This window comes from Actinotignum urematis (genome assembly GCF_051264595.1).
GTDB lineage: Bacteria > Actinomycetota > Actinomycetes > Actinomycetales > Actinomycetaceae > Actinotignum > Actinotignum timonense_A.
This window is the reverse complement of record NZ_JBOZBG010000004.1, coordinates 55,105-67,887: the sequence shown is the minus strand read 5'-3', so window position 1 is coordinate 67,887 and position 12,783 is coordinate 55,105. Positions and strand designations below refer to the sequence as shown.

The 12,783-nt window shown below is 58.9% G+C and carries 13 protein-coding genes; 9 read left to right on the top strand and 4 right to left on the bottom strand.

What is annotated here, in order from left to right; genetic code table 11:
- The first annotated feature begins 171 nt into the window (after positions 1-171).
- Both ACRQDJ_RS03545 and ACRQDJ_RS03540 read left to right on the top strand, forming a co-directional pair.
- Positions 172-954 carry a GntR family transcriptional regulator gene (locus ACRQDJ_RS03545; protein ID WP_320757424.1) on the top strand — a complete coding sequence of 261 codons (783 nt, stop codon included), beginning with the start codon at positions 172-174 and terminating at the stop codon, positions 952-954.
- A gap of 237 nt (positions 955-1,191) precedes the next feature.
- Positions 1,192-1,944, top strand: coding sequence for an NYN domain-containing protein (locus tag ACRQDJ_RS03540; RefSeq protein WP_320757423.1), 753 nt, complete (start codon positions 1,192-1,194; stop codon positions 1,942-1,944).
- A gap of 79 nt (positions 1,945-2,023) precedes the next feature.
- Here the strand turns inward: ACRQDJ_RS03540 and ACRQDJ_RS03535 are convergent, their stop codons facing one another.
- From ACRQDJ_RS03535 to ACRQDJ_RS03525, 3 genes are all read right to left on the bottom strand, one after another.
- On the bottom strand, positions 2,024-2,470 hold the full coding sequence (locus ACRQDJ_RS03535; RefSeq protein ID WP_435717783.1) for an AAA family ATPase: 447 nt from the start codon (positions 2,468-2,470) through the stop codon (positions 2,024-2,026).
- A gap of 21 nt (positions 2,471-2,491) precedes the next feature.
- Positions 2,492-3,343: an AAA family ATPase gene (locus ACRQDJ_RS03530; RefSeq protein WP_435717782.1), complete on the bottom strand. Its 852-nt coding sequence runs from the start codon at positions 3,341-3,343 to the stop codon at positions 2,492-2,494.
- Positions 3,344-3,826: 483 nt separating this feature from the next.
- A complete protein-coding gene (locus tag ACRQDJ_RS03525; RefSeq protein ID WP_320757421.1) occupies positions 3,827-4,525 on the bottom strand; it encodes a CYTH domain-containing protein in 699 nt (232 codons plus the stop codon).
- A 76-nt stretch (positions 4,526-4,601) separates the two neighbouring features.
- Here ACRQDJ_RS03525 and ACRQDJ_RS03520 point away from each other — a divergent pair, with 76 nt between their 5' ends.
- A complete protein-coding gene (locus ACRQDJ_RS03520) occupies positions 4,602-5,993 on the top strand; it encodes a pyridoxal-phosphate dependent enzyme (RefSeq protein ID WP_320757420.1) in 1,392 nt (463 codons plus the stop codon).
- A 99-nt stretch (positions 5,994-6,092) separates the two neighbouring features.
- Entirely contained in the window at positions 6,093-6,767 is a 675-nt protein-coding gene (locus ACRQDJ_RS03515) for a 1-acyl-sn-glycerol-3-phosphate acyltransferase (protein ID WP_320757419.1), read from the top strand.
- A gap of 57 nt (positions 6,768-6,824) precedes the next feature.
- Here ACRQDJ_RS03515 and ACRQDJ_RS03510 read toward each other — a convergent pair whose 3' ends face one another.
- Positions 6,825-8,192, bottom strand: coding sequence for an alpha/beta fold hydrolase (locus ACRQDJ_RS03510; protein ID WP_284901156.1), 1,368 nt, complete (start codon positions 8,190-8,192; stop codon positions 6,825-6,827).
- Positions 8,193-8,330: 138 nt separating this feature from the next.
- On the opposite strand from ACRQDJ_RS03510, the gene ACRQDJ_RS03505 reads away from it, so the two are divergent.
- From ACRQDJ_RS03505 to ACRQDJ_RS03485, 5 genes are all read left to right on the top strand, one after another.
- Positions 8,331-8,585 (top strand): 50S ribosomal protein L7/L12, encoded by a 255-nt coding sequence (locus tag ACRQDJ_RS03505; RefSeq protein WP_320757418.1) that lies wholly within the window; start codon positions 8,331-8,333, stop codon positions 8,583-8,585.
- A gap of 191 nt (positions 8,586-8,776) precedes the next feature.
- The gene (locus ACRQDJ_RS03500) at positions 8,777-10,177 is read left to right on the top strand and encodes an ATP-binding protein (RefSeq protein WP_320757417.1); all 1,401 of its coding nucleotides are present in this window, start codon (positions 8,777-8,779) and stop codon (positions 10,175-10,177) included.
- A gap of 181 nt (positions 10,178-10,358) precedes the next feature.
- The gene (locus ACRQDJ_RS03495) at positions 10,359-11,198 is read left to right on the top strand and encodes an aldo/keto reductase (protein WP_320757416.1); all 840 of its coding nucleotides are present in this window, start codon (positions 10,359-10,361) and stop codon (positions 11,196-11,198) included.
- Positions 11,199-11,375: 177 nt separating this feature from the next.
- Positions 11,376-12,179 (top strand): bifunctional hydroxymethylpyrimidine kinase/phosphomethylpyrimidine kinase, encoded by an 804-nt coding sequence (gene thiD / locus ACRQDJ_RS03490; protein ID WP_284901747.1) that lies wholly within the window; start codon positions 11,376-11,378, stop codon positions 12,177-12,179.
- 3 nt (positions 12,180-12,182) lie between these two features.
- Positions 12,183-12,752, top strand: coding sequence for a YdcF family protein (locus ACRQDJ_RS03485; protein WP_435717781.1), 570 nt, complete (start codon positions 12,183-12,185; stop codon positions 12,750-12,752).
- Positions 12,753-12,783: the final 31 nt, after the last annotated feature.

The window sequence follows — 12,783 nt, the reverse complement described above, 5'->3', positions numbered from 1 at the left end:
TCTACGGCTTTGCGTGCGGGAATCACTATTTTCCTTTCAGTAGTAACACGTATTGAACTGCATTGTTCTATACGTACCGTACTTTTATGTTTTAAAATAACCCCGAAAGCATCGCCTGTCTACGAAATTCGCGGTAATGTTAGCTTTGTACCGTACAAAGCTAGGAGACCGTTGGATACCCTCACTGCCATCGCCAGCCAGCCGCTGAATACCGAGTCCGATCACCCGCTGTACCGACAATTACAGGAACGGATCGTGCAGCTGATCGCCACCGGGTTCCTCACCGAGGGAACCGCGTTGCCGACCGAGCAATCACTATGCGAGTCCTTTGGACTTTCACGGGCCACGGTACGTAAATGCTTCGAAGGTTTGGTGAAATCGGGGCGCGTGATCCGCAAACGCGGTAAGGGGACGTTCGTATCCAAGGGTAACGATAGGCCCGGCTTAGATACCGCCCTCAATTTTTCCGCTGAGATGGCGGGCTTCGGTAAGGCGCCGTCGTCCCACGTGGTGAGTTTCCAGCAAGTGGAAGCACCCGACTGGGTCAGCGAGCTGCTCGAATTGCGGGAGAGCAACGCGGTTTGGCAAATCGAACGTGTGCGCTTGGCCGATGATATGCCGCTACTCCTCACCACTGCCTATATTCCGGTGGAGCTCTGCCCGGAATTGAGTGAAGAAGAGCTGGAGCATTCGCTCTATTCCGCGATTTCGCGCCACTCTGGAACGCTTCCGGAACGTGCGGACGAGGTGTATGAGGCGACGACACTGAACGCCGTCCAAGCCAAGCAACTTCAAGTGCCCGCTGGTTCCCCGGCCTTGAGAATTCTCCGCCATTCCATCGATTCGCAGGGGCGGGTATTCGAACTTTCTGTCATTATCGCGCGTGCTGATCGCTATAAGCTCGCGGTAACAACCACGAGCCGGGGCGCTCGCCTGCGGAAAAATATCACGTAAAGTGACGCTGATTTTTCACGATTTCGAAAATAGTTCAGATCCCCTCAATTACTGGATTCATCTCCATCTACATGCTACGCTTTTTCCATCTGGTCTAAACGTTGACCCTCCACTATCCGGAGAGTGCCGATGATTAGACCTTAGGGGTTCTTACCCCTTATAGATCATGCAGTTCCGCCGCTGTGTAGCCCAAGGGAAGCCAGCGGCGGAACTTCCCTTATCCGGGAGGTGACCAGTATGGCGAACCCGCGAAAGACTTTCCCGAATGATCGAGTAGGTCGGGAAACCCTAACCGCGATCATGGTTGATGGCGGCTTCTACAGGCATCAAGCCTACGACCTCTTCGGTGATAAGACTCCTGAACAACGTGCGGTAGAACTATTTACATACTGTATGCGCCACATCGCGCATAACCACTCGAACTTGTACCGGATCTTCTATTACGACTGCCCACCCTCCACTAAGACAGTTTTCCACCCGCTGCTCAGAAAAACGATAAATCTTGGCAAGACCGAGCAATATAGATGGAGTGAAAGGTTCTTCGAAGAACTTGCATCTAAACGAAAAGTAGCTTTGCGAAGAGGCGAAGAACTCTCCACCGGAGGAGGATATCGGCTTCACCCCGATAAATTGAAGAAACTCTGCGCCGGAACCATGAGCGTCGACGAGATACAAGAAAGTGATCTAACTCTTGAGATTACGCAGAAAGGGGTTGATCTTCGCCTAGGAATAGATATCGCCGATATAGCAAATCGCGGTCTCGTTAATCAGATTGTCATGATCGCCGGCGATAGCGATTTTGTTCCCGCGGCAAAATACGCTCGGCGCAGCGGAATTGACTTCATTCTTGATCCAATGTACTCCCATATCACCAAGAGCCTCAATGAACATGTTGATGGACTATATTCTCCCGTGAAGGCCCCACCCGCAAATTCACAAGACGCTTTGCATGTGTCGAATTTAGGTGCTAGCAAGCGAGGATCTCGGTAGCACCCTCAGAGGCGACGACAACTCGCTTACGGTGTTTGCGGACAGGCCGCTCGTTTCGTCTCCGCGCCATCTTCTGCTCCTAAATCTTTCTAGGAAGCGCTCCGACGCGGCCACTCAGGTAGACATCCCGCAAAGACATCCCCTTGCGCAGCTCCTGCGGCGCATAGTCAGAAAGCGCCACAAGCTCAGATGCTTGGCCTGCGCCATCGACCTTTTCCGTCAACCACACCTCATCCCGGCGAATCAATTCCTGATCGAGTAGCTCCGTTTCATGCGTCGTAAAAATCAGCTGCGTGTGCGTATCCTTGGAGCACCCCTCCAAATAGCGTTCCACCAAAAGCCGGGTCAACGCGGGGTGAAGCGAGCGTTCCAACTCATCCACCACATAAACACGGCGAACGCCCGGTGTCTGCAAATCAAGAAGCATCGGGAGGAGGTCAATGAACCTCTGGGTGCCGTCCGACTCCTCGAGAATTTCGAAAGTGACGCCCTCAGCATGCAGAGTTTTTAGAGCCCTCACCGTCATCTCTTCCGGTGAGTCTTCTTTCTACGTAAAGAGATACCGCTCTTTATAGGCCGAAGCAAGAACATCCCTACCGCCAGCGGCGATCTCCATAATCTCCATGAGCTCTTTCGGCGTGAAAGGAACCCGAGATAGATCCACTTCCTGCGTAAAGAGCGATTGAATTCCGGTATCACTTTGAGAAAGTACCGCAGAAATAGCTCCACGGAAGGTGGAATCGCTGTCAAGATTACCGAGTAGTGGTATGTACTGGGAATCCGGTTCGACGATCTGCAAAGTATCGAAGAACCACCGGAAAGCCGCCTGAATGAAAGCCGGTGCGCGGTCGTCACGCCCAATCACTCCTAGGAGCGACGTACTCTGATACACGGTTTTCCCGAAGGAAAGCAGTACGTCATCCCCGGAATACTTCTCCCCAAAGGTAACGAAAGACGCGGGGGATCCCTGCGGGTTGTTCCGTTCAAAAACCAGATCGAAGCTGCCATCGAAAAGAACCTGATGAAGGGACTCTTTTACCACACGTGCATTCGTTGCCGCCACGTAATACCGCGCGATTTTCTCACGACCATCCACCGACACTGAGTATTCAATCGTAAATTCACACGGCAGCTTGGCATGCTCCCCAAAAGCATGTGGGGTGAGCGGTTCGCGGGTATCCTGCCGAACCGAAATAAGCCCGCGGAGCGCCTTGAAAGCGCGAACTAAGGCCGATTTCCCCGAGGCGTTAGGGCCGAAAATCGTGGTGAGCGGAAGCCACCGGGCACGTTGAAAATGCATCAGCGTTTCTGAATGCTGCCGCTCTCTGGTGGCTTGTAAATCTAGCGTTGCCTCATCCCTAAACGATGCAAAATTCTTGACAGTAAAGCTTCTCAGCACCCTCTCACCTCCTACAGCGGTTGTAGTAAGAATCGTACTACAACCGTATTAATTTAGGAGGCAATCCAAGACGATGACACGCCGGCACAAGACCCACTTTTATCTATCAGCCTAATTTCCTAACAGACCCAGCCACCTTGAAAATAAAGAGGGGCGGCGTTTGCACGCCGCCCCTCAACGGCGGGATCAAGCAACCCGCTCACCTCAGGTTGAGTGATACACATGCCGTGGTGTGCACGCCGAAATGGCGACACAGGTCCGTTAATGTAACAACGAGTGAGTACTTGTATAAGTCTAAACGCATGCGCAACAATACTTGCGATTATCGCGACACCAAGCGCCGTGCCATTACTCACATTTAATGGTGATTAATTTAAATTCAGCATATTGATGCCCTGGGGAGCTTTTAGGAGCGCCTTATTCCGCCATCTCCCAGGTAAATCTGCAAGCTACCTGAGTGCGTCTCTCGGCAACAGCGCCAGTTCAGGCCTCTTCCCCCTCGGGCTCGCGCTGCTGCGGCGCGTGCAAATCCAGGAAATGCGGCCCGCGCGCATCCAACTCCTCCATATAGGCCGCGCCCCATTGCATCCACGGGTCCTTGGAAAGATGGTCATTGGTGAAACGCAGATCGTCCGAAACTTCGGTGGCGCAAAAATCCGGAATTTTCAGATCCACCACCGGCGCGCGCCGCTCCACTTCCGCAATAATGAGCCCCGCGTTTTGCCCTCCAAAAGCATCGAATTCCCACCCGTCCTCATCAATCCACAGGGAGAAACGATTCTTGAGGACCAGGTCCACCGAGCGCCGCAGAATCTGCACGGCCACATCGGTATCAATTTCCATTTCCTTCTCGTAGCGTTCCGCGCTCACCACCGGGGATTTCACCGCCACCGAGGCGCTCGCCGGGCATCCCGCTCCCAGCATCCGCGCGAGCGCACGGCGTTCGTAACCACCGCGGAAGTCGGCTGCGTCGTCGAACTCATCAAAGGGCACGAACGCATCGGGGAAACGCACCCGCACCCGCACCGCGTAGCCGTCTTGCGCGAAGGTGTATGCCTGGATGATGACCTGGGTGGAAGCGTGCTCGGCGACGTCGTCGGGGAGCTCACGCACCAGGAATTTACGTTCGAATTCGAAATCGGCATCCGCGTCGACGCCGGGGCCGTGGCCGGGTTCCATCATGCTTCCATCGTAGACGCGCGCACCCACGTGGTGAAACAGCCACGCCATCGCACCCGCATCCCGGCACAATAGGAGGATGACTCAATTACCTTCACCCGAGCTCATCGCCGCAGCCGCCCGCACCCTCGCGGGCACGGTGCGCCGCACCCCGCTGCAGCTATCAGAGCGCCTCTCCGCCACCCTTGGCCGGCCCGTTTACCTCAAACGCGAAGATACGCAGGTTGGGCGCAGCTATAAAGTGCGCGGAGCATACAACGCGATTCACGCGCTCGGGGAGAAGGAACGCGCCGCCGGGGTGGTATGCGCCTCCGCCGGCAATCACGCGCAGGGAGTGGCGTACGCCTGCAACCACCTGCAGATTCACGGCAAAATTTTCCTGCCCGCCACCACGCCGCGCCAAAAACGCGAACGCATCCGCGATATCGGGGGCGCCTGGGTGGAACAGATTATTGGCGGACCTACGTTCGACGCCGCAGCCGGCGCCGCCCTGGCTTACGCCTCTGCGCACGGTGCAACCTTCGTGCATCCCTTCGACGCCGCCCCGATTATCGCCGGGCAGGGCACTGTCATCGCCGAAGCTTTTGAGCAGTGTGTGGAGCAAAGCGGACAGGAACCCGAAGCGGTACTGGTGCCGGTGGGCGGCGGTGGGCTGCTGGCCGGCACCGCGATCTGGGTGAAAAACACGCACCCGCAGACCCGCGTCATCGGGGTGGAACCCACCGGTGCCGCCTCCATGCAGGCCGCTCTGGCCGCGGGCGGGCCGGTCACCTTGGAGTCTGTCGATAATTTCGCGGACGGCACCGCAGTGGCGCGCGTGGGAGACCTCACCTACGCCGCGGCGCGCGATCTGGTGGACGGCTTTATCACCGTTCCCGAAGGCGCGCTGTGCACCGAAATGCTCGAGCTCTACCAGGTGGAGGGGATTATTGCCGAACCTTCCGGCGCACTCGCCCCGGCCGCGGTAGGGCGCCTGAACACCCTGGTCGAAACCCGCGTGGGCGCTAGTACCGGCGGCGCGTGCTCTAGTACCGGCGACGCGGGCTCCAGCGCGGGTGCCGGAACAGCAAACGGGAACGACGCCGCTATCTCCGGCAGTGGCGCAGATCCCGCCGCCACGCCGCGCCCGCTCATCGCGGTGATTTCAGGTGGAAATAATGACGTGTCCCGCTACGCCGATATTTTGGAACGGTCGATGGTCTACGAAGGGCTGCGCCACTACTTCCTCGTGACCTTCGCCCAGAAACCCGGGGCGCTCAAGGAATTCCTCGACCGCGTGCTCGTGGCCGACGAAGACATCGTGTACTTCGAATACACGAAGAAAACCAATCGCGAAACCGGCCCGGCGCTGGTCGGTATCGATATCCAACACCCGGAAAACCTCGCTGACCTGCTGGATCGCATGGATCGCTCCGGAATTGATATTCACAAGGTCGAACCCGGCTCGCCTGAATTCCGTTTCTTTATCTAGGCTCGGCACCTGGCCGGCGCTGCGTCGTCGTACTTAAAAGCCCTGCGCAAGAAGCGGGTACAATACCGGCCAGACGCCACCCTCCGCGAAAGGACCCCCATGGCATTCCGTAGCGCCGCCGCACGCATTTTCCGCGCCTGCTCCCGTTGGACGTTTGTGCACGAACCCCTCGCGCCGAAAACAATCCTCATCGGCGCCCCGCATTCCTCCAATTGGGATGGCATTTACGATATTGTCGCGTTTTGGAGTTACGGGCGCTCCATGAAATTCCTGGTCAAAAATTCGCTCGTGCAGGCCCCGGTGCTGGGTGCGGTGGTACGTGCCGTCGGTGGAATTTCGGTGGATCGCAAGCATCCCAGCGGAATCGTGGGCTCGCTGCTCGAACAGGCCGAACGCAGCCAAGAATTCTGCGTGGCGCTCGCCCCGGAAGGCACCCGGAAGGACGTTCAGTACTGGAAATCCGGTTTCTACCGTATGGGCCTGGCCGGACGCCTGCCCATCACCCTCGGCTTCATTGATTCGCGCACTAAAACATACGGGTGGTGGAAGCACCTCTACCTTTCCGGCGACGTCGAGGCAGATATGGACATCATCCGCGATTTTTACCGCGATTTCGTGGGGAAGAACGGCATCAAGCGCTCGGTGCCGCGCTTGCGCGCTGAGGACGACGCCGCAGCCCGCGCCCACCTCCTCGACGGCATCGACCTGGACGAAGCACGTGCTTTTGCGATTCGGATGAATCGGGAAACCGGCGGGGTGGGGATAACCGAGTAGCGGCCGGGGCCTACCGCGGTGGCGCGGCGTGAGCGGCCGGGGCCGCTGAGCTACCGTTTACCGCGCCCGGTGCACCGCCTCGAGCAGCGCACTGATCACGGTATGCGGATCACGACCCAGCGCATCGTGCTGGTAATCATCACTCACCAGCGCGGTCAGGCCGCGGATCCGCCCCGCGGTTTCCAGGGAAATATCGGCCGGCACGTACATATCCTCACGGAAAATCCACGCCGCCACCGGCACCTGGTTGCCACCCAGTACATCCGGGCGATACAGATCATGCCAGGACGTGCGGAAAGCCAGCTCATTAGCCGCGCCGCGCAGCGGGAGCAGCGCCGGATCCTGCTCGAACTGCCAGGGGAAAACACTTTCCCCTGAGAAGCGGAAACCGTGGCCTTCTTTACGCAGATCAGTTTCTCCCACCCCGCCCATCGCGAGCGCGGGAATAGCAAATTCGGGGAATTCCCCGCGGACCCGGTGCGCGGCCCAGGCCAGCGGGCCGGTGCCGGATTGCGCATAGATCGCTTCCTGGAGCGCGAAATAGAGCGGGGCGCGCGCGGCGGACACCGCTTCGCCCACGCGCTGAAGGAAACCGGGACGCAACCGGCGTTGCCCGCGGAAGGACCAGACCGGGTCTTCAAGCAGGTAGTGGAGCTGCTCGAAGCCGTGGGTAAAGCCGAGGCGCTGGCCGAGCTGGCGGAACCGCGCCGGGGTGAGGCGCTCCCCGGTAGGCAGAATTTCTTCCACATCCGCAAGGTGGGTGGCGATATACCAGGCGGTATCCTCGTCATCCGGGTAGCGCTCGAAATAGGCGCGATGCCGGGCGGCCAGCCGCGGGAAAGTCTGCCGGTACACGGCTTGCGGGCCCTCGTCCAGACTGGGCAGCCCGCCGGTGATCATGGCTTCACGCAGCCCCGCGGGTGCGTAGGAAAGATAGGAAACCGCGGCGAAACCCCCGAAGCTTTGCCCCAGCACACTCCACGGTTCATCGCCTTGGAGGTGGCGGCGCAGGTGTTCGGCGTCGTTCACAATAGAGTCCTGGCGGAAACAGGACAGCAGCGCGGCCTGGGCGGCGGGACTGCCGGCCGCGGTAATGGTGAGGGAATCGAGCGGATACGAATTGCCGGTGCCGCGTTCATCGAGCAGGACGAGGCGATAGTGGTTGAGTAGCAGGTCCTGCCAGCCGCTCAGCCCCGCCGGGCGCGGTGCCGCGTGACCCGGCCCGCCTTCCAGATACACCAATCGCGGCGCATCCTCGCGGCCGGCCCGCACGATTTCCCGCGCAAACACCGTGATAGTAGCGGGAACATGGGCGATATTTTCATCCGGGGGCAGCTCGGTGAACGCACCAAAGTAATCAAGGGGCACCTGGATGCGGTGCTCGATGACTGTGTAGCCCTGAAAACGATAGGTAACCGCGCTCATACCGTGAAGATTACCTGAGCGAGGCGCAGTTCTCGCCGGCTGTACGGTAGCTCTCATTTCTGCGGGGCCGCAACGGGCAAGAAGATAGAATAATAAATACGTACGGTTAATGCGAAGGCGCACGTTCAAGGAGGAACTGTGGGTAAGTGGTTCGATCAGGCTACGGAAATTGAGCGCTTACGGAAGGAAAATAAACGCCTGCACGCTGTTATTGCGCAGTTGCGGGCGCGGTTGGGCACTGTTTCGGGCGACGACGCCGCAGCTGACTACGGGGTCAGCGCTGAAGAACGTGCTTTGGCTGCCAGTGGGCGCACGGTTGAGGCCATCAAAGCCTACCGCGAGCGCACCGGCGCGGATTTGGTGACCGCTAAAAATGCCATAGATTCGCTCTGAGCTGTGAGTAAGCCGCCCAGGCGCCGGGGCGAGTGGCTCGGGGCTTCCCGGTAGCTATAACAGCTACTCTCACATCTACTCTAAACTACTCTAACGTCCGGTGTGAGAGTAGAAATCCGCGCCATAGCAACGTTTTCTCGGGGTCTCCCGAAGCTACTCTAAAGCTACTCTAACAATGTTAGAGTAGATGCATGCTGCAGCGTAGCGTGGAAAGCCTTCTCACTCTTCCGGTTCATGAAGCCGTGGAAGAGCTCCTTCGTTTGCCAGAAGACCAGTGGTACGAACGAAAAAGCGGATCCATCCAACCCAAGGATCTTGCGGAGGATATTGTCGGCATGGCGAATGCGGAGGGCGGCGTTATCGCCGTCGGTCTTCATAACGGCTCCCCGGCACCGGTTTCCGATAAAGCAGCAAATGCGATCCGGCAGGCGGCTATCGACTTTACCAATCCGCGGGTCCGGATTGTTATTGATGACATAGTTATCGAGGGCGGGCGGATAATGCTCCTAAGCGTTCCTCCTAGCCGCGATGTTCACGAAACTAATAAGGGTGATTGTTTCCAACGGATTGGGGACGAAACACGAAAACTCACTTTCCGGCAACGCCAAGAACTTGAGTGGGATCGTGGTTTCGTTGGCTTTGATGGCGCTCCCGTTCCCGGCGGAGAGCTGGATGATCTCGACGAAGAACAATTGGAAGCTTACCGCGCCCTCCTCAGCTCATCCTCGGGAACCAATGCGCTACGCGCCCGCGACCTCATTGATCGTGATGGTCAACTGCGGGTAGCCGGCTACCTTCTTTTCGCAAAAAATCCGCAGCAGGTTTTTCCGAACGCCTACGTGCGAGTGGTCAAATATTCCGATAATGAGCGCGGTGCCGGGCGTTTCCAGAACGTAGAAGCCGGGAAAGATATTCGCGTAGGCGGCCCCCTCCCGCAGCAAATTACGGAAGCCAGCCGCATTATTGAAGAATTCCTGCCGGGGCACCGCCGGCTCACAGATGCGGGCACATTTGCCGATGTGCCGATTATTCCGCGTGAGGCATGGCTGGAAGGCCTGGTCAATGCCGTGGTCCACCGTTCCTATGGCATCGCGGGCGACCATATTCGAGTGGAGATTTTTCCGAACCGTATAGAATTCACCAGCCCCGGGCGTTTTCCCGGTCTGGTTGATATTTCCCATCCGGAAAAAATTGGCCGCAAAGCCCGCAATCCGCGTATTGCCCGAGTTTTCTTCGATATGGGTATCACTCAGGAGCTGGGCGAAGGCATCCGGCGTATTTTCGAAGAAACCCGCCGGGCCGGGCTGGCCGAACCGCTTTACGTGCAATTATCCGAGGCCGTACACCTCACCCTGCTGGCCAGCAACGCGATTCCGGAGGAAATCATGCGGCAGATCGGGCCGAGCGGCCGCGCGATTCTCGACGCCCTGCGCCTGGCCCAACAGCCGTTGGGAACTGGGCAAATCACCGAGCTTGTGGACCTTGCCCGTCCAACTGTGCTCCGCCACCTCAACCTGCTGCGCGATGCCGGCGTGCTCCGCTGGAATGGCAAATCCCCGCGCGATCCCCGCGCCACCTGGGAGCTGCTATAAAGCTACTCTCACATCTACTCTAAACTACTCTAACGTCCGGTGTGAGAGTAGAAATCCGCGCCATAGCAACGTTTTCTCGGGGTCTCCCGAAGCTACTCTAAAGCTACTCTAACAATGTTAGAGTAGCTGGCCGGGTGCCAGAGTGCGGCTGCGCCGTCGTACCTTCTGCAAGAATAGAGCCATGGCAACAATCCCGCTCCTTCCCCTCAATTCCGGCCATTGGATTCCGCAACTGGGAATCGGAACCTACCGTATGGACGAGGCCACCGCGCGCCTGGCCGTGCGCGAGGCGCTCGCCATGGGCTACCGGCATATCGACACCGCGCAAATGTACGGCAACGAAGCCGCGGTCGGCCAGGCAATCGCGGAATCCGGCGTGGATCGCGAGGATATTTTCCTCGTCACGAAACTCGATAACCCCAATCACGCCCCGCGCGCCGTGCGGGAGACTTTCGCGCGTTCACTCGCGCAGCTCGGAACCGATTACGTTGATCTGTTCCTCATTCACTGGCCCATGCTCAGTGGAGATTACGTGGAGGCGTACCAGGTCATGGAGGAATTCGTGGCTGACGGCCGCGCTCGCGCGATCGGCGTGTCCAATTTCGAGCGCCACCATCTTGAGGCGCTGCGTTTCGCCGCTCATATCCAGCCCGCCGTCAACCAAATCGAAGCGCACCCCTATTTCCAGAACGCCGAGGTCACGCAGTACTGCATCGCCGCCGGGATTCGCGTGGAAGCGTGGGCGCCGCTGGCGCGCGGCGCTGTGAACGACGACGCCGTGCTTGCCGAGCTGGCGGCCGCTAAGGGATGTACCGTTGCCCAATTGGTATTGCTCTGGCACCTTTCGCGCGGGAGGATCGTCTTCCCCGGCGCCTCCTCCACCGCGCACCTGGCCGAAAACCTGGCCTGCCTAGATTTCACTCTTCTCAAAGAAGAAGCGGAGGAAATCGACAATATGGATCGTTTCGAAGCCGGGCGTACCGGGCGCCACCCCGATACCTTCCGCCGCAATGGGGAATAGCGGCTGAGCTGGGCTAATTGCCGAGACTTTGATGTCCAGCGCATAAAACGCCCCATAAATATGGCGTAGCCCTTCGCTAGCATAGAAGTGGTGAAAGGCAGGTCACGCCCCGGTGGGTTGGGGCGCAATATCAGGTGAACGTCACCGTGCCAGGAACCCGTAAGGAAAAGGAGCGGAATGTATTTTGCATACACCATCGCCGGGTCTGAAGCTACCGGCGGTGCTGGATTCCAAGTTGATTTGAAGACCTTCCAGCAGCTCGGGGTGTACGGCATGGGCACGCTCACGTGTATCGTGTCCTTCGACCCGAACAATAACTGGAACCATCGCTTCGTGCCCGTCCCTCCGGAAGTGATTAGCGCCCAGATGGAAGCGGCGCTGCGCTCCCAGAACATTCGCACCGCGAAGGTCGGCATGCTCGGCCACCCGGATACTATTGAGGCGGTGCGCGCCGGGCTCGCTTCCCAGGAATGGGACAATGTGGTGGTGGATCCGGTCCTCATCTGCAAGGGTCAGGAACCGGGCCAGGCACTGGATACCGATAATGCGCTGCGCACTAAGATTCTTCCCTTCGCCACCGTCACCACCCCAAATAATTTTGAGGCTCGTACCCTCTCCGGCTTGGATACGCTGGAAACTGAGGAGGATCTCATCGAAGCTGCCAAGCGCATCGGTGAGCTCGGCCCCAAGTACGTGGTGGTCAAGGGTGGGATTGATTTCCCGGGACCGGATGCCGTGGATGTGCTCTGGGATGGTGAGAAAGCCACCGTGTACCGCGCCCCGAAGATCGGTGAAGAGCGCGTATCGGGTGCCGGCTGCACCCTGGCCGCCGCCATCACCGCGGAACTGGCTAAGGGTGTGGAGATCCACGAAGCCGTGCAGCGTGCCAAGGATATGGTGACCGCCGGTATCAAGGCTCGCGTAGAAGCTAATACTCCCTTTGCCACCGTGTGGCAGGGTGCTTACCGGGATCAGGACTAGGCCATGTCCGGCATCGATCCGGCCGTTCCGGTCATTATTGTGCTGGGCGGCCGGATCGTGCACACCCGCCTGGGGTATCTACCCAGCGGTAGTTTGAAACGCCGCCTTGCACGGGCCCTGGCTGAATATCGCTACGCGTACTCGCGCGGGGCACGCCCCGCCCTCATCTGCTCGGGTGGGCGGGCCTCACCCGGAGTGCCCAGCGAAGCCCAGGTCATGGCCTCCTGGCTTGCCTCTCGTGGAGTGCCGCGCAGCGCGATCTTGGCAGAAAGCCACTCGCGCACCACCGAAGAAAATATGGGAGACTGCGCAGCGCTGCTCCGCCGGTACGATCCGGTTCCCGGGCTACTGCCCGATGGCACCATCGCCGCGGTCATCGTGACCTCCTGGCAGCACGTGCCCCGCGCCCGGTACTTCGCGGTGAAATTCGGATTTACCCCGGTCATGCGCGGGGCCAGCCTCGCGCCTTCCACCACCCCGAAAGCCCTTTTCTGGGAATTGGGCGCGGTGGGGATTTACCTGGCGCGGGTAGTGACGCGCCGGGTGCGTAAACGGCGTCGTCGTAGCACTTAAGTACGGAAGGGAGCTGGCACGGCGTGCCACA